The 25324-nt window shown below is 41.1% G+C and carries 24 protein-coding genes; 12 read left to right on the plus strand and 12 right to left on the minus strand.

Annotation, left to right across the window (positions count from 1 at the left end; all coding sequences use genetic code 11):
* Nucleotides 1–10 precede the first annotated feature (10 nt).
* The 7 genes from CCS90_RS06360 to CCS90_RS06390 all read left to right on the plus strand — a co-directional run bounded on the left by CCS90_RS06360 (nt 11) and on the right by CCS90_RS06390 (nt 7221).
* Complete coding sequence (locus CCS90_RS06360; RefSeq protein WP_099018635.1) at nt 11–967, plus strand: peptidylprolyl isomerase; 957 nt, start codon at nt 11–13, stop codon at nt 965–967.
* Nucleotides 968–1015: 48 nt separating this feature from the next.
* On the plus strand, nt 1016–1771 hold the full coding sequence (locus tag CCS90_RS06365; RefSeq protein ID WP_099018636.1) for an ABC transporter permease: 756 nt from the start codon (nt 1016–1018) through the stop codon (nt 1769–1771).
* An 89-nt stretch (nt 1772–1860) separates the two neighbouring features.
* Complete coding sequence (locus CCS90_RS06370; RefSeq protein ID WP_218961651.1) at nt 1861–2937, plus strand: ABC transporter ATP-binding protein; 1077 nt, start codon at nt 1861–1863, stop codon at nt 2935–2937.
* Nucleotides 2934–3728 carry a glycosyltransferase family 2 protein gene (locus tag CCS90_RS06375; RefSeq protein ID WP_099018638.1) on the plus strand — a complete coding sequence of 265 codons (795 nt, stop codon included), beginning with the start codon at nt 2934–2936 and terminating at the stop codon, nt 3726–3728. The genes CCS90_RS06370 and CCS90_RS06375 overlap by 4 nt, the downstream gene beginning before the upstream one ends.
* 15 nt (nt 3729–3743) lie before the next feature.
* Complete coding sequence (locus tag CCS90_RS06380; protein ID WP_099018639.1) at nt 3744–4616, plus strand: class I SAM-dependent methyltransferase; 873 nt, start codon at nt 3744–3746, stop codon at nt 4614–4616.
* Between the two features lie 2 nt (nt 4617–4618).
* Nucleotides 4619–6421 (plus strand): hypothetical protein, encoded by a 1803-nt coding sequence (locus tag CCS90_RS06385; protein WP_099018640.1) that lies wholly within the window; start codon nt 4619–4621, stop codon nt 6419–6421.
* Nucleotides 6418–7221 (plus strand): glycosyltransferase family 2 protein, encoded by an 804-nt coding sequence (locus tag CCS90_RS06390; RefSeq protein WP_133566498.1) that lies wholly within the window; start codon nt 6418–6420, stop codon nt 7219–7221. The genes CCS90_RS06385 and CCS90_RS06390 overlap by 4 nt, the downstream gene beginning before the upstream one ends.
* On the opposite strand, the gene rsmI is transcribed toward CCS90_RS06390, so the two are convergent.
* Nucleotides 7196–8056, minus strand: a complete 861-nt coding sequence (rsmI, locus tag CCS90_RS06395; RefSeq protein ID WP_162846836.1) for a 16S rRNA (cytidine(1402)-2'-O)-methyltransferase — start codon at nt 8054–8056, stop codon at nt 7196–7198. The genes CCS90_RS06390 and rsmI overlap by 26 nt on opposite strands.
* A gap of 40 nt (nt 8057–8096) precedes the next feature.
* Here rsmI and CCS90_RS06400 point away from each other — a divergent pair, with 40 nt between their 5' ends.
* The 5 genes from CCS90_RS06400 (at nt 8097) to CCS90_RS06420 (ending at nt 12796) form a co-directional block, all read left to right on the plus strand.
* Complete coding sequence (locus CCS90_RS06400; protein WP_099018643.1) at nt 8097–9863, plus strand: penicillin-binding protein activator; 1767 nt, start codon at nt 8097–8099, stop codon at nt 9861–9863.
* Nucleotides 9818–10222 carry a YraN family protein gene (locus tag CCS90_RS06405; RefSeq protein WP_246027020.1) on the plus strand — a complete coding sequence of 135 codons (405 nt, stop codon included), beginning with the start codon at nt 9818–9820 and terminating at the stop codon, nt 10220–10222. The genes CCS90_RS06400 and CCS90_RS06405 overlap by 46 nt, the downstream gene beginning before the upstream one ends.
* Nucleotides 10223–10276: 54 nt before the next feature.
* A complete protein-coding gene (locus tag CCS90_RS06410) occupies nt 10277–10849 on the plus strand; it encodes a BON domain-containing protein (RefSeq protein WP_099018644.1) in 573 nt (190 codons plus the stop codon).
* A 36-nt stretch (nt 10850–10885) separates the two neighbouring features.
* Nucleotides 10886–11302: a nuclear transport factor 2 family protein gene (locus CCS90_RS06415; protein ID WP_099018645.1), complete on the plus strand. Its 417-nt coding sequence runs from the start codon at nt 10886–10888 to the stop codon at nt 11300–11302.
* Between the two features lie 231 nt (nt 11303–11533).
* Nucleotides 11534–12796 carry a M61 metallopeptidase family protein gene (locus tag CCS90_RS06420; protein ID WP_143751546.1) on the plus strand — a complete coding sequence of 421 codons (1263 nt, stop codon included), beginning with the start codon at nt 11534–11536 and terminating at the stop codon, nt 12794–12796.
* Between the two features lie 81 nt (nt 12797–12877).
* Here the strand turns inward: CCS90_RS06420 and CCS90_RS06425 are convergent, their stop codons facing one another.
* From CCS90_RS06425 to pssA, 11 genes are all read right to left on the minus strand, one after another.
* A complete protein-coding gene (locus tag CCS90_RS06425; RefSeq protein ID WP_099018647.1) occupies nt 12878–13192 on the minus strand; it encodes a GIY-YIG nuclease family protein in 315 nt (104 codons plus the stop codon).
* A 4-nt stretch (nt 13193–13196) separates the two neighbouring features.
* Entirely contained in the window at nt 13197–13832 is a 636-nt protein-coding gene (locus tag CCS90_RS06430) for an electron transport complex subunit E (protein ID WP_099018648.1), read from the minus strand.
* A complete protein-coding gene (gene rsxG, locus CCS90_RS06435; protein WP_162846838.1) occupies nt 13829–14458 on the minus strand; it encodes an electron transport complex subunit RsxG in 630 nt (209 codons plus the stop codon). The genes CCS90_RS06430 and rsxG overlap by 4 nt, the downstream gene beginning before the upstream one ends.
* Before the next feature lies 1 nt (nt 14459).
* A complete protein-coding gene (locus CCS90_RS06440; protein WP_099018650.1) occupies nt 14460–15521 on the minus strand; it encodes an RnfABCDGE type electron transport complex subunit D in 1062 nt (353 codons plus the stop codon).
* Nucleotides 15514–17061, minus strand: a complete 1548-nt coding sequence (gene rsxC / locus CCS90_RS06445) for an electron transport complex subunit RsxC (protein ID WP_099018651.1) — start codon at nt 17059–17061, stop codon at nt 15514–15516. The genes CCS90_RS06440 and rsxC overlap by 8 nt, the downstream gene beginning before the upstream one ends.
* Nucleotides 17055–17639 (minus strand): electron transport complex subunit RsxB, encoded by a 585-nt coding sequence (gene rsxB, locus CCS90_RS06450; RefSeq protein WP_099018652.1) that lies wholly within the window; start codon nt 17637–17639, stop codon nt 17055–17057. The genes rsxC and rsxB overlap by 7 nt, the downstream gene beginning before the upstream one ends.
* Nucleotides 17636–18214, minus strand: coding sequence for an electron transport complex subunit RsxA (rsxA, locus tag CCS90_RS06455; RefSeq protein WP_099018653.1), 579 nt, complete (start codon nt 18212–18214; stop codon nt 17636–17638). Before rsxA ends, rsxB begins: the two co-directional genes overlap by 4 nt.
* 20 nt (nt 18215–18234) lie before the next feature.
* The gene (metG, locus tag CCS90_RS06460) at nt 18235–20286 is read right to left on the minus strand and encodes a methionine--tRNA ligase (RefSeq protein ID WP_099018654.1); all 2052 of its coding nucleotides are present in this window, start codon (nt 20284–20286) and stop codon (nt 18235–18237) included.
* Between the two features lie 378 nt (nt 20287–20664).
* On the minus strand, nt 20665–22623 hold the full coding sequence (locus CCS90_RS06470) for a S9 family peptidase (RefSeq protein WP_099018656.1): 1959 nt from the start codon (nt 22621–22623) through the stop codon (nt 20665–20667).
* A gap of 89 nt (nt 22624–22712) precedes the next feature.
* Entirely contained in the window at nt 22713–24404 is a 1692-nt protein-coding gene (locus tag CCS90_RS06475; protein WP_162846839.1) for a SpoIIE family protein phosphatase, read from the minus strand.
* On the minus strand, nt 24391–25179 hold the full coding sequence (pssA, locus tag CCS90_RS06480; protein ID WP_099018771.1) for a CDP-diacylglycerol--serine O-phosphatidyltransferase: 789 nt from the start codon (nt 25177–25179) through the stop codon (nt 24391–24393). Before pssA ends, CCS90_RS06475 begins: the two co-directional genes overlap by 14 nt.
* Nucleotides 25180–25324: the final 145 nt, after the last annotated feature.

Genomic DNA, 25324 nt, shown 5'->3' on the forward strand with positions numbered 1-25324 from the left:
ATAAGTAATTATGATATTTAAATTAATAACAATGATGTTGGTGTCTGGCTTTGATGGTTTTCTATTAAAGCAAGACACCACGACCATAGAGCTGTCTGAGGTTGATGCTTTTGTGCACAGCATTCCCAGCGAGTTTCGTGAAGGGTATATCGCAAAAGCTTCACAATTTGAAAAAGACATTTATACCGTCTTGAACGTTAATCTGGTTTTTGACTATTTAGAAAAATCTGATTTATTAACACAGGTTGCTGCTGATCAGTCAATCGTTGAAAATGATTTTAAGGATAAAATTGATCAAAATTTTATAGATAAATTAGGTTATACGGTTGATGAGTTCAATCAGATATTGAAGGCGTTTGATCGCAAGAAGCAATATGTGGTGGGATTCCAACATTATATTTACAATCAAATAGATGATGCTGCAGCCGATGAATTGGCTGAAGAGTATTACAAAGTAAATAGAGTGAAATACATCAAACCAAAATCAATGGATTTATCACAAATTTCTTTTTCTAAAGAAAAATTTAGCAAAGAAAAGGTGACTGAAATATTGAATTATATAGGTACAGATTCTAAAGAGCGTTTTACTGAAATGGCAGTAGCCCATTCATCAGATCCTTCGGTTAAGTCAAACAAAGGTGAGCTTGGAACTTACAAAGAAAACTTATATAAAGGCCATGTTGGTAAAGAAATTTTTATGATTGATGAACTTGGCATGCACAGCCACATATTACAGGATAAAGAAAATTACTATTTAGTTTATATCAATGGCATTAACCCACAAGATACCATACCATTTGATGATGTGAAGGTGGAGTTAAGAGACTCGATAAAGCAAAACATGGCGGATAAAAAGTTTAATAATATAATGTCTTCAATTTCTAACAAAGAAATTGAAGTCAATATTGAACAATTAGCAACTATAACAGAAAGATATTTAGACAATACAATCAATGACACCCAATAAACTGTCAGAAGTTTGTTGTTGAAACTAATATTGGACTTGATATAGTTTATGTTTTTATATTTCTTACAGCGCGAAGTAAAAAACAAATACAACAGTACATGGTCAACATTGTTTTGGTTGGTGATTCAACCCATGTTGACCTTGTCTGTTTATTATTTTGTATTTACCCATATTTTCAATGCTCGACTGGGTGATGATGAACACATCAGTTTTATTGCCTATTTAGCCATCGGACTATGGCCTTGGATGGCGTTTTCTGAAGCACTCGCCCGATCAGTTACTTCTGTTTCTGAAAGAAAAGATTTAATCGGTAAAGTTAAAATTGACCTGAGGGTTGTTCTTTTAGCCAACATCTCAGCGATTTACATCTTTCATTTGATTGGTTTTCTGATTGTCGTAACTGTATTAATGATTTTTTCTGAAATTCAATTTTCAGCTCATTACTTCCTTTTTATCATTCCGTTTTTGATACTCTATTTCGTGTCATATTCAATCGGCTTATTGGTGGCATCTGTTCATGTATTTTATAAGGACATCTTACAGATAATTAATGCGCTGTTACCCTTGATGTTTTTTACCGTGCCAATTATATATTCGATTAATATAATTCCGGTTGAATACCACAACATCATGTCATTCAATCCACTTTTCGAAATAATTAATTCATTTCATCATATTTTCTTTTATTTTGATAAATTCAGTGCACTGTCATTACTTAAGTACTGTATGGTGATTGTTCCTATCTACTTTTTTACCAATTGGTTCTATAAAAAATTGGCACCAGAATTTGATGATTACATATGAATGAACTGGTTAAATTAACTGATATTTCTAAGTCATATCCAACATCATCTTCAAGTAAGTCCCACCTAAAGAATATGATGCGGATACTGTTGAGTCATAAAAATGTGGCTGCTGTAGAAGTATTAAAAAACATTAATTTAAAAATTGATGAAGGTCAATCATTGGCAATCATAGGTGAAAATGGAGCCGGTAAAAGTACATTGCTGAAAATCATATCAGGGGTGGCAAAAGCAAGCTCTGGGACATTAGAAGTCAATTGTTCTATTGGTGCCTTGTTGGAATTAGGTTCTGGTTTTGACCCTGAATATACAGGCCTGGAAAACCTAAAAATGTCCGCAACTCTGGCCGGTATTAAAGATGACTTTGATTTTAAAATTCAAAAAATGATTGAATTTGCTGATATTGGTGATTACATCAATCAACCAGTCAGCACCTACTCTTCTGGAATGGTGGTTAGGTTGGGTTTTGCAGTGATCACACAAACCAAACCACAATTGTTGATTACTGATGAAATTTTGGCTGTGGGTGATGAGAACTTTCAATTAAAGTGTTTAGAATGGGTTAAAAATTATGTCACCAGTGGTGGAACCATACTGCTTGTCTCTCACAGTACATACCATGTAACTCAGATTTGTAAGCAAGCCATTTGGTTGGAACACGGACAAATCAAAATGTCAGGTTCATCATGGGATGTTGCCAATGCGTATAAAAGCAGTATCAACAATAAATTAGAAGAAATTCAATGTCATAAGGTCGATGACACCCTGTTAGGGATCAAAGATGTGACATTAATGAATCTAAATGGCGAGGCCATTAAAACCATCCGTATGGGCGAGACATTGAGAACCAGGGTTATACTCAATTCGCCAGATGGCAAGCCTCCAGGGTTATGTATGGGGATTGTAGGTTATGACAATCGTCCTATATATGGCACCTATTCTGATTTTACCAAAGCACAACCTAAACACATTGGCAACAACACTTATCAATTCACTGTAGATATACCCAATTTACCATTGTTGCCAGGGCAATATCGAATCAAGACCCACACCATGACACCAGATCAACTGCAATTGGTGGATACATGGGAGTCTGAAATTACTGTAACAGGCGATTCTGATGAAAATGGTGTCTGTCGGATTGATTTTGATTGGAATCAAGTATGATTCAAATTGTTGTCCCAATCTTCAATGCTTTTGAAGTGACTCATAAAAACCTTCAATCATTGATAAAACATAATTATGATGATGATATTTTATTCATCAATGATGGATCGACAGACCAAAGAATTGTCAATCTGTTGGAAAACTTACCAGCACATTGGGAGGTTTTACACAATGCCGATAATATAGGATTTGTCAAAACAGCGAATATTGGATTGAAACATTCAGTAGGGCACAGTGTGTTGTTAAATTCTGATACTGTGGTTTCATCGCATTGGCTCGATCGATTCAAACTAGCCATCAATACCATAGAACGTTTAGGGACAGCCACACCGTGGTCTAACAATGCTGAAATATGTTCGTTGCCAAAGACTTTGTCACAAAACCCAATTCCTACTGACATTGACCAATTGTCATCAGAACTCATGAATCACCTTCCTCAATACCCTGAACTACCAACAGCCGTTGGTTTTTGTATGCTGGTAACACAACAAGCCAAAGAGCAAGTTGGTTATTTTGATGAAACCACTTTTGGCATGGGATATGGGGAAGAAAATGATTATTCTTTGCGGGTAGCAAAGCATGGGTTGAGAAATGTATTGGTCGACAATTGTTATGTTGCACATGTCGGCAATCAGTCTTTTAAAGAAAAGTCATCAAAACCAGACCAAGGAACCATGCAACGGCTGTTAGATAAACACCCTGAATATTTAAATCTCATTCAAAAATTCATAGAAAATGACCCATTAAGTGAATTAAGAGAATCAATCATTGGTAAAATAAGCGCTTTTTGAACTGTTGAGAAATTAATGTCAGTTAGTGACTTACCTTTTACTGGTGAACGGTTCATACCAACTTGTGAAAGAGAAATATGGTATGAGCATTACCATCGATACACCATGGCTTTGAATTGGACAAAAGGCCTTGATGTGCTTGATGCTGCTTGTGGCGAAGGTTATGGCAGTCACTTGTTGGCTTCAAATGCCAAATCAGTGACGGGAGTTGATATTTCTGATTCAGCGATTAATCATGCACAAAAGACTTATACAGCAGACAACTTAACATACATCAAGTCGAACGTTCTGAATATGGGTTTCAAGGATGGAAGTTTTGATGTGGTTGTTTCATTTGAAACATTAGAACATTTAGCAGAACACAAGGAATTGATTCAAGAATTCAAAAGGGTTTTGAAGCCTGACGGTGTATTAATCATTTCTACGCCAGATAAAAAAGAGTATTCTGACAAGACCGGTTTTGACAATGAGTTCCATGTAAAAGAATTGTACCGAGAGGACTTTGCAAACTTGGTTGAACCTGAGTTCAATCACTGTCAATGGTTTGGTCAGAAATTGTTGTTTTCATCAACAATATGGGATTTAAACAATGACTTAAAAACCATTCAATATGATTGTATGGATAAAAACAATCAAGTGGTAAACCAACCGTTATTTGCACCTGTCTATTTTATTTTGGTCGCAAGTCATGAAAAATTAGATGCTAAAAACGTCAGTAATTTTTACAGTTTCAGTGAGCAAGCTGAAAGTGTTTACGGGCATTATAACGCGGTCATAAGGGCACACATCAAAGCCGAAAAAGATTGTCAAAAATTGCAAGCACAGCACAGTCAATGGAAAAATCATCCCATCATTGGGCGCTGTATTAAATGGTTTGGAAAGGAGTAATTATGGAATTTGAATTTAATTTTGGTGAACAAAAAATAGTAACAGCACCTAAACTCGATTCAACTTTGTATGCCTCAGTTGCAGGCATGGTTCAACAATTGTCAAAAGACGAATTGGTTTTCATGGACAAGCAAGAAGGCATTAACCATGTAATGACTTTACAGGTCTTACAAGCCATGGGATTAACGCAGCAGTTTAAACCAATGCACGAACACATCAGTGTCATTGAACAAAACATACCTGAATTGAATGGTCAGACGGCAGCCATTGAAAAAGTGCTTGGCTTCTTAAAAAGTAAACAATTGATCATCAGCGAACAGCAGTGGCTAGAACGCGTAAAAACAAAACATGCAGAGGACAGACATGTTCCTTATGCTGGAATGGTTATCAGAACGTGTCAACGGCCAGATAATTTACAAAGGTTATTGGAATCTTTGGCTCAATACCATCAGCACCATGGTGGTCACGATGTGGTGTATGTTTTTGATGATTCCAGTGACAATAAGTCACAAGAAGCCAATCAGAAAGTGTGCCAATCTGCAAAAATAAATGTGACTTACCATGGACAATCTTGGCAGCACCAATTCATATCAATGCTGAAGCAAGAGTTTTCTGATGATGCTGCTAAAATCGATTGGCTGTTAAGTGAAAGCAACGGCTTTACCGGAGGTCGTGTATGGAATTTGGCCTTATTGGCCTTGGCGGGCAAGAAATTCACTTTCTTTGATGATGATTATTTGATGCAACCAAGAAAGCCGAAACATCAAGCTGAGGTTGATGTGAATTTAGCTGACTATGTTGATTTGAATGTCGGTTTTGGTTTAAACATCAGATCAATCAAAGCGCTCAGTGAGCAAGTTGATGAAGATGTAATTAAACAAATGACAGAAGCCTGTGGAAGCTATTTTGGCCAATGGATGAATAGCAATGATGATAAATCACATTCTTCATTGTATGGATGGCGGTTGATGGACTTAGATCGGTTCAATAGCCAATCAATTATCAAAACCACTGGCAATGGCACCTGGGGCAGTCCTCGAGCGGAAAGCAATTATTGGTTGTATCTACTCAAAGGAGAAGAGCGAGAATCCTTTTGGCAAGACAGGGAAACCTATTTAGATAACATTGAGGCTTCTCATTTGTTACATTATTCTCCTAATTACCAAGCATTGTCATGTTCAAACTTTGCGCCTTCAGCGATTGATAACAGTACATTCACACCCTTCGTAATGCCCATCAATAAAAATGAGGACCATTTTTTTAATTGTATGATGATGGGTTGTTATCCCAATCAAGTGTCATTACACTTCCCCTATATGATGGGGCACATACAAACCAGTAAACGTGATCGCAGCAGTTTTAATCATGTTGCAAGGCGGCCCAATTTCAATAATTTTGTGGCTGATTATGTCCTTTCAATCATCCCTAATATCTTCACCCATGATGAAGCTGTCAGGTATGACAACATCAGAGCAGCCATAGATGACCTGAGAACCAGTTCAAATCAAGCCATAGAGCAAAGGTTAAGAGAATACATGACCAAAACCCGCTCCGATTTGATTTATTCATTACAGAATATTTTAGACGAAGTCCCCGATGCACCCATATATTGGCAAGCAGATGTGCGGGAAATCATTCAAGCCAATGGCAAAGCCATTAAATCAAACCAACCACCGGTACTCAGTGATTGGGATGAATCTATGGATGTGGAATCCTGTGTTGCCAAGGCAAGGTATGACCTCAAAGAAATCGTTGATGCCATGAAGGTGTGGCCCAAATTGTGGAATTTTTGTTTGGGTCAATGAAACTGAGTCAATGCATAGATGTCGTTATAGTCAATTACAATTCCGGTCAGGCCCTGCAAACATGTATTGATTCCCTCAAGGGATCTGATGTTATTAATATCACCGTGGTTGATAACAATTCCACAGACGACTCTTTGACTGCGGTGCTTGATCAGTCTGATGACATTGAATGGATTAAAAATGACAGCAATGTCGGTTTTGCCACAGCCTGTAACCAAGGTGCCGAGCATGGCAAAGCCGATCAAATTGCATTCATTAACCCTGATTGCTTTATAGCTGCCAATCAATTGTTACAGCTTGCACAAGATTTGAATGCATACCCACAAGCCAGCTTGATTGGTTGTCGGGTGTTGAATCAAGACCATACATTACAAGCGGCTACACGCAGGCGTTTGCCTACACTGTGGCGTGTTTTCACCCATGTTTCAAGGTTGTCTGTGCTGCCATTTATCAAAGGCATTAATATCAAAGATGAGGGCCTATTTGATCAGGTGGTTGAAGTTGAAGCGGTCAATGGTGCCTGTCTGATGGTTAACAGGACAGATTTTGCCAGTGTAGGAGGTTATGATGAGTTATACCCTTTGCATTTCGAAGATTTAGATTTATTTACCCGTTTACTTAAAACTGGCAAAAAATTGATTTATCAAGCAAACATCGAAGCCAAACACATACAAGGCAATGCAGAACAAAGTTCAAGACAAATCAAGCAATGGAAGAAGCAAGGTTTACAGCGTTATTTCCAAAAACACAGACCAAGCTGGGAAGCCAAAATAATTACTTGGATGACTCACTTAAAATAAATTCATACACTTGTTTTTTATTGATGTCGTAGTGTTCAGCAACCAGCTTTGCAGCTACTTTTGGTGGTAAATGTTGATTCAATTCAACGGCCAATTTTTGCTGAGGCAAGGACAACTGATCTGAGTTTGCTTGTTTGATACCTTGTAGCGCAATCACAAATTCGCCTTTTTGCTGATTGGGGTCATTCTCTATCAAAGTAACCAACTCTGCTGCCGTTCCTCTGAATATGTGTTCAAAGCGTTTGGTTAATTCTCGACCCATGACCAAGGTGGTGTTTTCACCTAAAACATGAGCTAATTGTTGGATCGAATCTGCAATCCTGTGAGATGATTCATAAAATACATGGGTTGAATTGAGTGGCAGCAGTGATTGGTAAAAATGCAATCGTTGCTGTTTCTTGGGTGGCAGAAAACCATGAAAAACAAACGGTTGTGTATTGATGGCCGCTGCAGATAGCAAGGCGATCAACGCAGAAGGGCCAGGAATGGGAGATACGGTGATGTTGTTTTCATGCGCCAGTTGGACCAATGGATAACCGGGATCACTGATTAATGGCGTTCCAGCATCTGAAACCAAAGCAACATTTTCACCATTCTGTAACAAGGATATGATTTGTTGAGAGGAGTGGTTTTCATTGTGTTGATGTAAGGCCAAAGTTTTGGTCTTGATGCCATATTCTTGAAACAAGCGTTGACTGTGGCGTGTGTCTTCACAAGCCACCCATTGACACGCTTTGAGTGTTTCAATGGCACGAAGTGTGATGTCTTTCAAGTTACCTATGGGTGTAGCAACAACAAACAGTGTTCCTGTATTTATATCAGAAGAGTGATTCATGACTGCGCATTTTAATGATTTCTGAGGTAAAATCCTAACTATGGTTAAATTAAATAAAAATATTTTGCTGTGTTTGCTTTTCGGGTTGTTTCTTACTGCCTGTGGAACGGGTAGTGGGCCAAATACCAAACCCAGCAATAACAAGGCCAAAACCAAAGGCATGGAACTGTATCAGCAACAACAATATTTTTTAGCAGTCGATTACTTGACCGAAGCCCATCAACAATTGGTGAATGACCAAGACGTCTATGTGGCACTATTGGATTCGTGGTTTCAGTTGGGTGAAACGGTTCGGGTTTGGCAGTTGTTGAATGAATCCACCATCAGCACGGCCGAAACCCAATTGATTGAGGCCGAGCTGCAACAACAACAAAATGCCTGTATGGGTGCCATCAGCAAGGTTTCAGAAATTTCAACAGAATCATTGGATGATGTGTGGCTAGTAAGGTATTGGCGACTTAAAAGTCATTGCCATTATAAAAATGCAGCATACTTATCGAGTGCTATGGCCTTAATTCAGTTGAATCAATGGATCGATGATCCCATTGAGCAGCAACAGAATCATGACTTGATTGTTCAAAGTTTGATTATGGTAGACGAAAGTGAATTAATCTTGGCCATTGGTGACATAGAAGATGAGTTGACACAAGGTTGGATTGAAGCCGCTTATGTTAAGTTTGGCGCGGACGGTGTGTCTGGAGCCGGTTGGTTACAACAATGGCCAAATCACCCAGCATCCTTTTATTTTTTGGACCTTAATCAAATCAGTTTAAATCAAAAAGTAGCCGTTTTATTGCCATTTTCAGGGCGGTTTGAACAGGTTGCCAAAGCGGTGCAAAAAGGCTTGTTAACCGCCGCATTATCAGATCAAAATACCGGCAATGAATTGATGTTTTTTGATACCGGTAGTGCAGGGGAAAATTTCGCAACTGCATTTTACTCAGCTCAAGAGTACCAGGCAGACATGATCATTGGGCCATTGGATAAGTCTTCGATTGAAACGCTTGAAATCATGCCCGAACCCACCATTCCAGTGGTTTTGTTGAATCAATCTGAATCTAATTATCACCAGTTTACTTTGTCTCCAGAAGGTGAAGCTGAAACTGTGGCGGCCAAAATGATTGCAGACGGTGTTTCCAGGGTATTGATAATGGCTCCGAATGATACTTGGGGAGAGCGCATGACCCAAGCCTTTGCCCAAAAATTTGTAGATTTGGGGGGTCAAATTCAAAATAACAGTTATTTTCAACCTGAGCAGAATGATTATTCTGCGCAATTAAGGCAAATTCTTGGTTTGGTTGAAAGCCAGTTACGGGCTAAAAATTTACAACAATTTCTTAAGCTAAACCTACATTCCGAAGAAGTGGTGAGGTCAGATGTTGATGCCATATTTTTGGCTGCTAAACCATCATTTGCCAGGTTGATGATACCCCAATTAAAATTTCATCGAGCGGCTGATATTCCGGTATACAGTTCTTCGCATGTATTTGATGGATTGAATAATGAGCAGCACAATAAAGACTTGGAAGGCGTTAAATTTGCCATCAGCCCAGTGGAGCTTCAAAGTTCAGAATTGTTTGAAAGTTTGCCATTTGATTTAAAAAAAATCAAACAAGACAGGAAGCTGTTTGCATTTGGCTATGATGCGTATCAGTTGATATCAAGGTTGGTTTGGATGAGCCGTGTCAATACCGGGTTGGTAGACGGTTTGACTGGAAAGGTGAGTTTAGACATTAACGGTCATTTCAGAAGGGAGTTGTTGTGGGCACAATATCACAATGGTTCAATCAGATCTATCAGTCACTGATCCCTCGTGTTACCAATAGGGGGCAAATTGCTGAGCACAAAGCGGAGCATTTTCTGTTGAAACAGGGGCTGACGCTTTTGGTAAGAAATTACCAGACCAAAGCAGGTGAAATTGATTTAATCATGAGTCATCAGCAGGCATTGGTGTTTGTTGAGGTGAGGTATAAAAGTAACACTGAATGGGCTCACCCTGCTGAGTCAGTAACGGTACAGAAACAACGAAAAATAATTAAGGCAGCAAAACACTATTTGTTAAAACATGATCCAACAGGCCGCAAAGCCTGTCGTTTTGATGTCATTGCCATGAGCGGTGAGCTGGAATCACCCAAAATTAATTGGCTACAACATGCTTTTTATTGAATCAATAAAGGGTTGCGTGGTCTGAAAAAAAACTGATTTGAGGAAAAACAACCCATGAAAAAAATATTATTTATACTCATCGCGCTTCTTATATTATCTGCTTGCGCGCCAGTATTGATTGGCAGTGCCATTGTAACAGGCGTTAATGTTGCACATGATCGACGTTCTGCAGGACAAGTGCTGGACGATAAGATTATCACCGCCAGTGTTAAAAATGAATTGCGTAAATCATTGGATGATGACAGCAGAATTAAAATTGAGTCCTACAATGGCGTGGTGTTGTTAGCAGGTGAAGTTAAATCGGATGATGACCGCATACAAGCTGAAGATTCAGCGGCGATAAAAGACGGTGTGATTAAAGTGGTCAATGAATTGAAATTGGTCAATGAAATTTCCAAAGTAGGAAGGCGATCTAAGGATGGTTACATCAGTTCAAAAGCCAAAGCGTCCTTGTTAAAAATTGATATTGATGGATTCGATCCTACACGAGTCAAAATCACCACTGCAAATAAAGAAGTGTATTTGATGGGAATTGTCAGCCGCAATGAAGCCGATGCAGTGGTTGAGAGAATCAGGCATTTACGTGGTGTCGATCGAGTTGTTAAAATTTTTGAATACACAGACTGAAGTATGAAATCGGTTGGGTTATGGCTGTTTTGTTGCATGCTGTTAGGTTGTCATACCAACCAGTCTATTATTGATGGAAATCAATACAATGAGCAGAAAAACCCCGCTGAAAAATTCGTTGCGGCTTACAATGAGCACAATATCGAGTTGATGCTGTCATTGGTTCATGATGACATCAAATACATGTTTGTTGATTCTGCTCAGGTCTACACTGAAACCAAGGATAAAGCTGCATTGGCGACCTATTTGGTGCCATTTTTTGCCCAAAAACCCAATGCAAAATCAGTGGTTTTGACTTCATTACAACATGGACCATTTATACAGCAAGTTGAACAAGCACTCTGGGTAGACTCACAAAATCAACCACAATCACAATGTAGCTTATCTGTCTATGAGATCAGACATCAGTTGATTATCAATGTCTGGTACCTCAATGCTTATTCGTGTGATTGAATTCATAAATAATCTGAATTAATTGCCGTTAACATTGTCTGAACATCAGTAAGCGTAGGGGCTTACTTAGTTCGGATTTAAACCATGTATACAATGAGCATATGTTCACTCCTTTTGATGCTATTCAGCCAATCAGTGTTGGCCCAAAATAATGACTATATTGAAGCAGAATATTTGACTAAGGAATCAAAGATTTCAGCAAAATACTGCTTTAATCATGCCCCCAATTACTTGAGAATAGAATCAAATTCATTGGCAGATGCATTAAGCCATGTCACCTGGTCAAATTTTCAAACCACCCAAAATTTAAAATTCAGATATCGATCGGTTCGATTACCCAAAGGTCAAAAAGGGTGCTTAAACTATCAAGTTGATGTAAAAAAATTAAGTCAACCCCGCGGCAGCAAACAATTGAATCAGGTTCATGCCGACAGTTTAGTCATCACAACAGATGAGTTGTTGTTGTCGCCCAGCGATCAGAAATACCGATCATTGCCGCAAATTACCATACATCATGACCAGCAAATTCAAGTTTCAGCCCCTTGGCGGCTAATCAAGCAATCAGCGACAGTTACACAGTTTCAAATTAAACCCAGTCCTCGGTATTCGGAAGGGTATTTGGCATTTGCACCATTGGATCAACGAAATATTCAAATGGGTAAGTCTCGTTTACGATTGGACATTATGAATGGTGATCATTCCAAAAATAATGACTTGATTGAAGATTGGGTACAAACAATGGCTGGTTCCATAGTTTCTGTGGGTCAAGCGTTTCCTTTAACTGAGTTACAAATTTTGGTGATTGTTACCGAAGGGAGTGGAGGTGTGGTTCCTTGGGGACAAGTGAATCGTGGAGGTGGCCAAGGTGTTTTGTTGGTAGTGAATCCTCAGCATGGAAAACATAGGCTGTTTGCTGATTGGACAGCTGCCCATGAATTCAGTCATCTGTTGACTCCATATACGCCCAATGATCGTTGGTTGTCTGAAGGGTTTGCCAGTTACCACCAAAACATCACGCGCCTGCGTGTGGGCTTGTTAGATGAAGCCACAGCGTGGAGTAAATTATGGGCAGGCTTTGAACGAGGTCATAAATCAGCAAATGAACATGCTGCACCTAATTTGAAATTAGCTGGGCGTAAAAACACCATGCAAATGTATTGGGGAGGGGCGGTGATTGCGCTGAAGGCAGATGTCGCTTTGCAACAACAAAGTCATGGACGCATGAACCTTTCAACGGCCTTGGGCGAGTTGCAAAATTGTTGTTTAGATACCGGTAGGGCTTGGTCTGCCAGACAATTGTTCACAGAGTTGGATCGAATCACTGCAACGGATGTGTTCATGACTTTGTATGAACAGGTGGTGCAGAAAGAACCCTACCCAGATTACCAGTATTTGTTGAAATCATTGGGAGTTAAAAAAAATCATTACGGACAAATTGTTTTAGATGACCAAGCCCCTTTGGCTCACATCAGAAAAAAAATAGCCAATGGGTAAATTATCAAAGTGACAATTCAAGTCGGCTTGTTGGGTTTGCCGTACAGTCAGTCATTGAGCTTAAGAGTCTATTAATTCCTTTTAATCAAGGTTGATTGATGGCAACAATTCACAGAGTTCATGCTTTGTTGGTTGGTTGTTGATGATGTTGAGTTTTTTTGATTTGGCGCATTTTTTTAAATGGTACTCGAATTTTTGCGCGGCACTTCGACTGCCTATTTTGACTTGATAGACCAAATCCAAATGACTGAATCTGCGGGTGTATTTGGCACCATGGGGCTTGCCTTTTCGGTGTTGCTGGACGCGTTCTGATGGATCCAGGGCTATACCAGTGTATAAAAATTCATGGTCGCAAAGCAGGATATATAAATAATATTGCGGTGGCACATGGGTCACTGATTCACCGGTCCTGAGATTTTTTAATGTCTCGCTTGTTTTTAATCGCCACCAGGATGGCTAAGGCAAAAAAAGCACCGGGTGGTAAAACAGCAATTAAAAATCCAGAATAATTTTTTAGCAGGGTTAATTCAATGTGATGTCCCCATTCACCAAATAACAAGTGAGCTTGAGTGAATAAGGTGCCTTGACCAATGAGTTCGCGCATCAGTCCAATGGCGAACATCACCAATGCAAATCCAAGGCCAACAAAAAAACCATCTTTGATTGAAAGCCACCATGCATTTTTAGATGCATATGCTTCCGCACGAGCCATGATTAAGCAATTGGTCACAATCAATGGAATAAAGATTCCCAGAACCAAATACAGTTCATGAAAATAGGCATTCATCATCATTTCTAACGCAGTCACCACGCTGGCAATCAGCAACACAAACAAAGGAATGCGAATTTCTTTTTTGGTGATGGGTCGAATTAAGGAGACCAAAAAATTGGTGACAACCACCACACTGATGGTTGCGATGCCCATGCCCAAGGCATTGATGGCCGTGTTGGAAACTGCCAACAAGGGACATAAGCCAAGCATCTGGACCAATGCTGCATTGTTGTCTAACAACCGGGTTCTGATGAATTCACTCATGGTTTGAATGCCTCCGCGTTGGCTGACAGCCACGTTTGGTGATACAGCAGGGCTTTTTTGATGGCCCCAACCACAGCCCTTGGTGTGATGGTGGCTGCAGTGATTTGGTCAAAATGACCTCGGTCTTTTTTTACCAGCCATTGGTTTGTTGTGGGTTCATTCAAGGATTTATTTGGAAATTGCAGCAACCAATCACTTTTTCTCGATTCTATCAAATCGCCGAGGCCAGGTGTTTCTTTGTGGTTAATGATTTCAACAGCTGTGATTTGACCATTGCTCAATACACCAACCAATAAATCTATGTCACCAGAGTAACCATTTTGAGCGGTGACAGGGATACCCATAACTGTTATTTGACCGTTCTTTTTACCCAAATAAAGTTTTTCTGAGTGTCTGTGGCCAAGTAAAACCGGCTCTTCAATATCAATCGCATCTGCTATTAAATCATTGTCTATTAAATTGGCTGGTAGTAATTTCTTTAACGAAGCGAGTTTATTTTCTGATTTAATTGCAGCAATTTTATCAACAGTCATTTCGTGACTGAACATCAATAAGGCACTGGTTAATAAAGTCATCAATGCCAGTATCACCGGCAACATCCATTTGTTGTTAAGTATTGCCTTCATATCAATCACCCTTGGTTTTTTTGCCATAAGGTGTGGGAACCGTTACTCGGTCAATTAACGGGGCTGACATGTTCATTAACAATACGGCAAATGCTACGCCATCAGGAAAGGCGCCAAAGTTTCTGATCAGTACCGTTAAGATGGCCACACCGGCACCGAATATGATTTTACCTTTGAATGATGAACATCCTGAGGTCGGGTCGGTGGCAATAAAGAATGCCGCCAACATGATGCCACCTGAAAACACATGTTGTTGTGGTGACATAAAAACATCATTGTTGAAAAGATAAAAAGGGGTTGCCGCCGCTATGGTGGTTAACAAAACGGCTGCTGGAATGTGCCAGGTGATGATGCGTTTATACAGTAAAAAGGCTCCTCCCAAAAATAACCAGTTGGCTATCCATTCCCAGCCTAAACCACCAAAATCACCAAAAATAGGATTTTCAATGATTTCACTTAAACTGAAACTTTGTTGCAGGCCAGTTTGGATCGCGGACAATGGTGTAGCGGTTGTAATCGCATCTATGTGTGATGTGGTGTGGCCGGTAAAAATCCAATTGAGTTGCTCTATGAAGGTCAAACCCTGTTGGTTGCCGATTGCACCCACATCCATAAAACCACCAGGTGGAAGCCAAAGTGACATGGATTGTGGGAATGCGATTAAGATCACTGCAAAAGCGACCATGGCTGGATTGAAAATATTGTTACCTAATCCACCGTATAAATGTTTAGCCACCACGATGGCAAAGAACATGCCAACCACTGCTACATACCAAGGTGCGATGGGCGAAATACAAAGCACGAATAACCATGCAGTGACCAATGCGCTGAGGTCAGTGATGAAAGGCTTGATGGGTTGCTTGCGCCATTTCAAGCACCACCATTCGAATAAATAGGCACTGACAGCAGCTAAAACCAATTGAATCAGGATGCCCGGGCCAAAATAGTACAGGTGTGCAAAAGTGGCTGGCACCAGAGCCAGGCAAACCCACAACATGACAGTTTGAACTTTGATTCGGGACGGAATGTGAGGGGCGCTGCTGGTATTTAAAGTTTTATTCATCAGCCGATTCCTCAGTTTGTTTTTTGATTCGAGCCAGGACCGCTGAAATTTCAACTTTTGCTGAAGATTTATCGGTCAGCTTGGACGTTTTGCTGCGTCTCTTGGCCTGCCTTTCAGCTTTGATGCGTTCGAGCCTGGCCTCACGGTCTTCAAACCTTTTTTGCGCTTGTTCTGATTTGGCTTTTTTGGTATCCAAATATACCAATTCTGATTTAGCGAAGCGATAAAAATCCACTAAATTGATGTGACTGGGGCAAACCCATGAACAGGCACCACATTCAATACAGTCAAACACATGATGGTCTCGGGCTTTTTCCAAGTCATTGGTTTGGTCGTTGCCATTGATGTACCACAACAACTGTTGAGGTAATAATTCTTGTGGACACACTTTAACGCAATCACCGCAGCGAATACATGGCATGGGCGCTATTTCTGGTTTGGTACAGTCCTCTGGCAGGGCCAGTAAACAGTTGGTGGTTTTTTCAATACCAATTTCTGCATTTGGCATGGCATAACCCATCATCGGCCCACCAATAATTAATTTATCTACTGAGTCGCTGCAATGAGCCAATGCCAGTAAATGGCTGAATGGGGTGCCAATCAAGGTCAAGTAATTTTGTGGATCTTGGACGCTGTCTCCAGTGACTGTAACCACTCGTTCTATTAAGGGTTTGTGTAATTCAATGGCATCGTAAACCGCTTTTGCGGTAGCCACATTTTGCATGATGACGCCTAATGAATAGGGTGTTTGGTCACTGGGCACTTCTTTGCCGGTCAATACTTTAACCAACTGTTTTTCACCACCTGTTGGATAAATGGTGGGTACTTTAACCACGGTCATGTTGGTGATTTCTTGTTTTTTGATTTCTGCCATCAAGCGTTTCTTAACACCGCCAATGTTGTCTTCAATGGCAATAATGGCATCTGCGGCATCTGCGGCTTTGATCAGCCATTGGGTACCTATGATGATTTCATGGGGATGGTCTAGCATCAACCTTTCATCACATGAAATGTAGGGTTCGCATTCAGCACCGTTGATTATGATTGTGGAGTTTTTGTTGCCTGCAGAATCGGAAAATGGCGCTTGATAATATTTGATGTGGGTTGGAAACCCCGCGCCACCTAAGCCGACGATGCCTGCTGCTCTGATTTGGTCAATGATCTCTTGGCGAGATTCAGGTTTTTTTAAGCGTGTTGGTTCAGACCATTGGTCTTTACCATCAGGTTTGAGGGTGACACACAATGCTGGTATGGCATCAGGACTGGCAGATGGTAAGTTTGATATATCAATCACTTCCCCTGATGTGGGCGCATGTGAATAGGAGCCCATGATGTGCTCAGGTTTGGCAATGATTTGTCCTTTCAATACGCGGTCGCCAATTTCAACCAACAATCTGGGCGCAGCACCACGATTGGATTTTATCGCTATCACTAAGCTTTCAGGTAAGCCGGCAGAACGGGTTTCCTTTTCACAAGATTTCTTTTTGTGGTGACGCAAGACCAATCCACCATGAAAGTGAGACAATGGCTCGATTACCATGATTGTGCCTCTTGAATCGTCGTTAGCAAAGCGGGTTTGTCATTTCGGCGCACCTGAGTGGTAATGGGTGCTGGAATTTTGATGATGCAATCTACGGGACAGGCTGGAATACACAAGTCACAACCAGTACATTCATCAAGAATCACTGTATGCATTTGCTTTGCGGCTCCAACGATGGCATCGACAGGACACACTTGAATACATTTGGTACAGCCAATGCAATCAGGTTCTACGATTTCAACCACTTGATCGGCTTCTTCAGCACCATTTTCAGGGTTCAGTTCAAGGACTTCAAGGTCTAACAGTTCAGCCAATTTTTTGATGCCTTCTTGTCCACCAGGAGGACATTGGTTGATGGGTGCTTCACCACTGACAATGGCTTCAGCATAAGGTTTACATCCTGGGTAATTACATTGTCCGCACTGGGTTTGTGGCAAGATGGCATTGACTTGCTCAACAATTGGGTTGCCTTCTACTTTGAATTTTTTAGAGACCCAGATAATCAACAGCCCAAACAGACCAGACAAAGCAACCATGCTCACCAATGCCAAGGCCCATTGATTGATCCAAGCAATCATTGTGCCATCCCTGAAAAGCCCATAAAAGCCAGAGACATCAGTCCAGCCGTCATCAAGGCAATTGGAAGGCCTCTGAATGAGGCCGGAACATCAGCCATTTCTAGCCGTTCTCTGATGGCTGAAAACAGCACCAACACAACGCCAAACCCCACTGCAGCACCGAAGCCAAAGAAAGCCGATTCAATCAAACTGTTTTGTTGTTGTACGTTCAATAAGGCCACGCCCAAAACAGCGCAATTGGTGGTGATTAATGGTAAAAACAATCCCAAAACCTGATACAACAATGGCGATGATTTATGCAAAATCATTTCCGTGATTTGAACGGTTACGGCAATCACTAAAATAAAGCTCAAGGTTTTTAAATATTCCAAGCCCAATGGAACCAACAAGTATTCATTGACCAAATAACTGGCAATCGATGACATGGTCAAAACAAACGCAGTGGCAAAACTCATTCCTAAAGCTGACTTGTATTGGGTAGAAACTCCCATAAATGGGCACAAGCCCAAAAAGCGAACCAACACAAAGTTGTTCACAAAGGCAGCGCTGATGAATATGAGGAACAGGGTTGTCATTTGGTTTCAGGCATTGGCTTTTATTTTACACGCATGCCGGGTTTGGCGCCTTCATGTGGTTCTAAGATGAACAATTCATCGCCGCCAGGGCCGGCCGCTAAAACCATGCCTTCCGAAACACCAAAACGCATTTTTCTTGGGGCCAAATTCGCCACCATCACTGTGTGCTTACCAATCAAATCCTCGGGTTGGTATGCAGATTTGATTCCAGCAAAGACGTTGCGAGTTTCTCCACCCAAATCCAAAGTCAGTTGTAATAACTTGTCGGCTTTTTCAACATGCTGGGCATCAATAATTTTCACCACCCTTAAATCCGTTTGGGCGAATGTATTGAAATCGATTTCAGCACTGATGGGGTCGGCTGCTAATTGGCCATTGGATTCAGTTTTATTGATTGGTTGCGTTGCAGCAGCCAAGTCTTGTTTGCTTTGTTCAATGATCTTTTCCAAGGTTTCGGGTTCAATGCGACTGATCAAAGGTTTGAATTTATTGATGCTGTGGCCCAACATCGGTTGTTCGATGGCAAACCAGTCATTCAAATCAACATTCAAAAACGCTTCAGATTTACGTGCGGTGAATGGAATCACTGGAGCCAACCAAGTCATTAATATACGGAACAAATTTATACCGGTTGAACACACCTGATGAACTTCTTCAAGTTTGGCCTCATCTTTAACTGCCACCCACGGAGCCATGTCAGCGATGTATTGGTTGGCTTTGTCAGCCAATGCCATGATCTGCCTGATGGCGGCATTGTATTTGCGATTTTCAAATAAGCTGGCAATTTCATCAGAGTGGCTTAAAAATTCCGTATAAAGTGCAGGGTTGTGTAGTTCCATCGACAACTTGGAATCAAATTTCTTTTTGATAAATCCGGCACAACGGGAAGCAATATTGACCACTTTACCGACCAAGTCGGAATTAACCCTTTGTCTGAAGTCATCCATGTTTAAGTCGATATCAACCAGACCATCTGATAGTTTGGCGGCAAAATAATAGCGTAAATAATCTGGATTCAAGTGAGTTAAATAAGTGGATGCTTTGATGAAAGTACCCCTAGATTTACTCATTTTGGTGCCATTGACGGTCAAAAAACCATGGACATAAACGGCATTGGGTAGTTTCATGTTGGCCCCTTGTAACATGGCTGGCCAAAACAATGAATGGAAATACAGGATGTCCTTACCAATAAAATGATACATTTCATGTTCTGTCTTGGGGTCTACCCATGGTGCAAAATCTTCACCATTTTGGTCACAGACATATTTCAGGCAAGCCAGGTAACCCACAGGTGCATCCATCCATACGTAAAAGTACTTGCCTTCTTCCTCTGGAATTTCAAATCCAAAATAAGGTGCATCACGTGAGATGTCCCATGATTGCAGTCCCGCTTCAAACCATTCCGCCAGTTTATTGGTGACTTCTTCTTGCAAGCTGCCTGATGAAACCCACTGTTTAAGCATGGGCTCGAAATTTTTCAGGTTCACAAACAAATGTTTCGACTCTTTCATCACTGGTGTGGCACCACTGACCACTGACACCGGGTTTTTGATCTCGGTGGCATCATAAGTAGAACCGCATGATTCACAGCCATCACTGTATTGGTCTTCAGCTCCACATTTTGGACAAGTGCCTTTAACAAAACGATCAGGTAAAAACATTTCTTTTTCAGGATCAAAATATTGTTCAACAATCTTGGAGTCGATGTGTCCTGCCGCTTTCAGTTTAAGGTAAATTTCCTGAACCAACTGTTTATTTTCAGCCGAGTGGGTTGAATGGTAGTGGTCGTAAGAAACGCCAAAAGCCTGGAGATCACGCCAGTGCTCTTGTTTGATTTCATCAACCATGGCTTCCGGTGTCATGCCTTGTTTTTCGGCATTTAACATGATGGGTGTGCCATGCGCGTCATCAGCACACAGGAATTTAACCTCATGCCCCATCGAACGCATCAGTCTGGCCCAAATATCTGATTGGCTGTGTTCAACAAAATGACCTAAATGCAGCGAGCCGCTGGCATAGGGTAAAGCCGATGTGATCAAAATTTTTCTGACGGGTTGATTGGTCTTGTCCATGGTTTGACACAAAATAAAATAAAGCTCGGTATTATCTCATGCGACCATGTAAAGGTCTATATTTGTCAGGCCTGGTAGCTGCTTTTCGGGGCTGATTAGCTGATTAAAAAACGATAGGCCCCGTAAGCCGACAAGCTTCCCAGTAATAACCAGAAGAATAACCTCATTTCAGACCAATACTGACGATCCCACTCACCCCTTAAAAAGGCAATGATGTCAGGAGTTAACCAATATTTGACACAATCTATGAAGTCCTGCGAATCCTGAAAGAAATATTTGAATGAGTACTTCAGAATAACAGCCCCAGTCAATATTGATAGTATAAATTCCATGATGAAAAAAAGCCCTGGCGGAGATGCCAGGGCTTTGATTGAATGCTTATTTGCCGATGTGTTTGTCTAGAAACTCAAGCATTTTTTCGTACAATTCTTTCCTGAATGAAGTGTTTTGGAATCCATGACCATCCTTTCGATAAATAGTCTCATAAGGTTTGCCAGCTTCTTCCAATTTTTTTTCAAGAAAATATGCATTTTCGATGGGAACCCTGACATCTTCAGTACCATGTACCAGAAGGATGGCTGCTTTTACATTTTCAACATTTAATGCAGGAGATCTGGCATTAATGATTGACCAATCTTCATGTGTACCAAATGCTTTGTCCAAATAGTTTTTCTTGGCTTTAGGGTCACCCTTGAAAGAGTCGGCTTTGTCCCATTGCAGTTTGATTTCGTAAACACCAGCATCTGGGATGCTACATTTATATAAATCTGGCTCTTTAACCACAGCTTGCATGGAAGCGTAGCCGCCATAACTGACACCGTGGATACAAACCCGATCTTTATCGGCATAACCTTTTTCAATGGCCCACAAAGTGGCATCGGTTAGGTCGTTTTGCATTTTTTCACCCCACTCAGTTTCACCTGCATCTTCGAAATCTTTTCCATAGCCGCCAGAACCCCTGTAATTCAACTGCAACACCAAATAGCCGCGACTGGCAAATAACTGGGGTCGGTCATCCCAACCATACCCATCGGCGACGCCATAAGGTCCGCCATGTGGGAAGATGACCAAAGGTAAATTCTTTAGCTCCTTTTGTGGTGGAATGGTCAATTGACCATACATTTTTAACCCATCTCTGGCATTCATGGTGAAGGGCTCCACAGCTGCCATGTCTGCTGGGTTGATGTTAGGCCTGGAACTTGAGATCAAATCAATTTTCATGCTTTTTCTATCAAACAAATAATAGGTGCCAGGGTTTTTGTCACTGTATACGTATAAGGTTGATAGTTTTCTGTCTTTGGTGTAACTGCTGATTCTGACTTCCTGTCCTTTAAAACTTGATCTTAGCTGCTTGTGCAAATTAACTTCATCCTGAGCCACTTCATCTTCAATGTAATGATACGCAGGGTAGCCAGCTTCATATTCTACGCCGATGACTTCGCCATCTTTACCTCTGATGGAATTACCAATGTCTACATCTTCATTTCTGAATATCAAGTTTATTTTCGATGTATTCAAATCGAACTCGAACAAACCTGTGGTGCCTTCGTGATCAAGGTCGTGATTCGAGCCAAAAAAGAATTTTTTATTATCAAGTGAAAACCCTATTGGATAGACAGTTGGTATGCTTTGTCTCAACTTAGGTAATTTAAAAAGGCCCCATTCACCATCGAGTCCTTTGATGTGTAAGTAGGTGATGTCATCATCAAAGTCACTCTCATCTACAGGGTCCCACTCTAAAGCCGCCCTTGGGACATCATTGTTGTCAACCACTACGTACCTGATCCTTGACTTCAAACCACCATGCTTCTCAGGAGTGTCATCAACAAATTTCATCTTGCCATTGTTGATATTGAGTTTTTGTACCTTTGCAGAAAAGTTATCTGACCAATGGTGTTTGGTGATCAGTACATGATCATCATCTTTTTCCAGTAAAGAAATGGGTGATACAGAGCTGTTTTGATAGTCCCACATCAACTCACGTTTTTTCCCATCGATGTTGACTGAAAACATTTCTGGGTAGGCCCTTTTGCCGTCTAACCAACCTGTTATTCTTTGACTGATAATCAAGACTCTGTTTTTATTCAACCACCAGTATTGAGCGGCTTCTCTGTTTGGTCCCATTGAGAAGGAATACGTGCCTTTTTTGCTTTTCATGTTCATGATGCCAAGCTTAAACTGTCCTTCATCTTCATAGGTGAAAGCCAAGTGTTTCCCATCAGGTGAAATTTTCATGGAAAGGAATTTGGGATTTGATGCGAAATGATCTACGGGAATGAGTTCAGCTTGTGTAGTGACTGCTGTCATCAGACACAGCCATGTGATGATGAGTTTCATGTTGACTCCTGAGTATTTGGTTGAATCTGGCCCGTCCCTAACGCTTTGGGGGCAGGGGTGAAGCAGGGATTTTAAGCAACAGAAGTACCTTAAGCAATCTCTTTTTTCATTATCAAAAGGTTGCCATAACCATCTTTGGGGGTGGCAAATTCCCAAGAATCCATGACACAGTCAATAAAATTAATGCCCATTTGCCCTGGCAATGGATTGGAAAGGTCCCTCGGTCTGATAGAACTGTCATAAACCTCGGGTGCGAAATCTCGAAGGTAAAACACCAAGGTTTGATTTTGTTTTTTGATTTCTAATTCAATTTCACCGTCTTTAACATCTTTGTATGCATGGCGGATGATGTTGGTGATGGCCTCATCTATGCTCAAAATGATTTGTTGGCAGCATTGATCATCAAAGCCAACTTTTTTAGCCACTTCCATGATTTTGTGTCTGATGTGTTTAAGCTGGCATGCACTGGCTTTGAACTGTTCGGCGACCAGTGTTTCTTCCAACAGGTGATCGCGTTTTTCGATCAACAAAACGGTGGCATCATCATTGAGCTTGTGTCTTCTGGCTGAGGTAATTAGTTTGCCAATACGCACTTCTGGCGATTCAGACTGGATGTTTTTGATGTCTTCAATGATGCCTTCAAGTTCACGTCTTTGGTTGTGCTCATTTCTGGCATCGGTCAAACCATCAGTCAAAAAATACAGGCCGCCTGAATTGAGTTTGGTGGCTTGCTGGTCAAATGATAAATCACTGGTTTTGATACCCAATGGTGGTGCATCAGCCGTCCAGGTTTTGATGTTGCCTTTCGGGCATTTATAAATCACTGGGGGTAAACCTGCATTGGACCATATGGCTTCGTCTGTAATGGGGTTGTAATAACCCACCGCTGCACAAACGAATAAGCCACGTGAAGCTTTTTCACACAATTCTTTGTTGGCTTTGGCCAGCCATTGGCCTGGTGGCAGTTTGTCTTTACCAATCCAGCGCAACAGACTACTGGCCCTGACCATCAGCATGGATGCATCGATGCCTTTACCTGAGACGTCGCCAATGATGAACCCAACGGTGCCATCATTGAGGGTGAAATAGTCATAAAAATCACCAGAAACTTCATTGGCTGAAATGTTGGTGCCAACGACCGGGAAGGGCGGCTTAAGCCTGCCAGGTAACAAAGATCGTTGTAGTTTTCTGGCCAATGTAAGCTCTTTTTTGATGCGCTTCTGTTCAACAAAGTTTAGGGTGAATCGTGCGTTTTGAACGGCCAAGGCAATGGGTGTTGCCAGTAACCTGAGGATGTCATTGTCACGGGGTTGAAATAATTTTTCATCCAATTTATTCAATACTTGAATGACCCCAATGGTTTTGTCTTGACTGATCAATGGTGCGCACAATACCGAGCGGGTTCGAAAGCCTGTAAGGGTGTCAACGTGACAGATGAAATCTTTGTCTTTTTCAGCATCTTTGATCATTTGGCTGGTGCCAGTGGTGAAGGTCCTGCCTATGATGCCAGCATCGGTTTTGATTGCCATGGAAGTCACATCAACTGGTCCAGCGCTGGCTCTACAAACTAAATTCTGCTGTTCACGGTCCACTAAAAACACACTGGCGGCTTCTGCATCCATGTAGGTCTTAATTCTGGTGACAGCACGGCGCAAAATGTCGTTGATGTTCATGGATTTGACAAAGTCTTGGCTTAAATCAGCCAACAGGGTCAATTGTTCCAAAGTTCCTGCGGACTGCTGTGCAGGGTCCTCGCTGAATATTGGGTTACTTACTTTCATCGGGCTCTGTGGGTTTGTTGTTTTTCTTGCTCGCCCTTTTTTTCTTGACAGAATGAACAGTGAACAGGATTCCAGAAACACCATACCCGCAAAAAACGACAAATAAGACCCAAGCGGTTTTGATGGTCAATAATACAAACACCAATACCAACAGTAAAATCCAAATGAAAGACACATTTTCTTTGAATGGGATGGTCTTGAATGAATAATAACGGAATCTTGAGACCATGAGTAATCCAACGACAATGGTCAATGGCAAGGTGATGTATTTAAGGTCAGCTCCTACCAAATCTAAATCCACACAAATCCAGACAAATGAACTGATCAAACCAGCCGCAGCTGGCGAAGGTAAACCTTGGAAATAGGCTTTATCGACCACACCAATTTGGGTGTTGAATCTGGCCAGTCTTAAGGCGCCTGATACAGCAAAGATGAAGGCGGCTAACCAACCAATTTTCCCCATCACTGGATGAACGGCGCTTAAGTGAAACAATGACCAATTGAACACCAGTAATGAAGGCGCTACACCAAAAGAAACCAAATCAGACAATGAATCATACTGTTCCCCAAATTCAGACTGGGTGTTGGTTAATCTGGCAACTCGACCGTCTAAAGCATCCAATAATGCAGCAATAAAAATACTTAAACATGCCATTTCAAATTTGCCTTGAATGCCAGCAATGATGGAATAGTAACCGGCAAACATGGCGCCAGTTGTGAATAAGTTTGGTAGCAGGTAAATACCTTTTTGTTTTGCGTTATCTAATTTTGACATAAAATATTCAATTGTTTCTTTAGCAATATTGTAACTGATTTGGGGCACAGACCGCTTGATATTTGCCCTTAATATTTCTATGATGATTAAACCAGTAAAGTGGCTCAGATGCTTGCTTTATTGATTAATGTTCGACGAGTCATTG

Origin of the sequence: Marinicella litoralis (genome assembly GCF_002591915.1) — a bacterium.
GTDB lineage: Bacteria > Pseudomonadota > Gammaproteobacteria > Xanthomonadales > Marinicellaceae > Marinicella > Marinicella litoralis.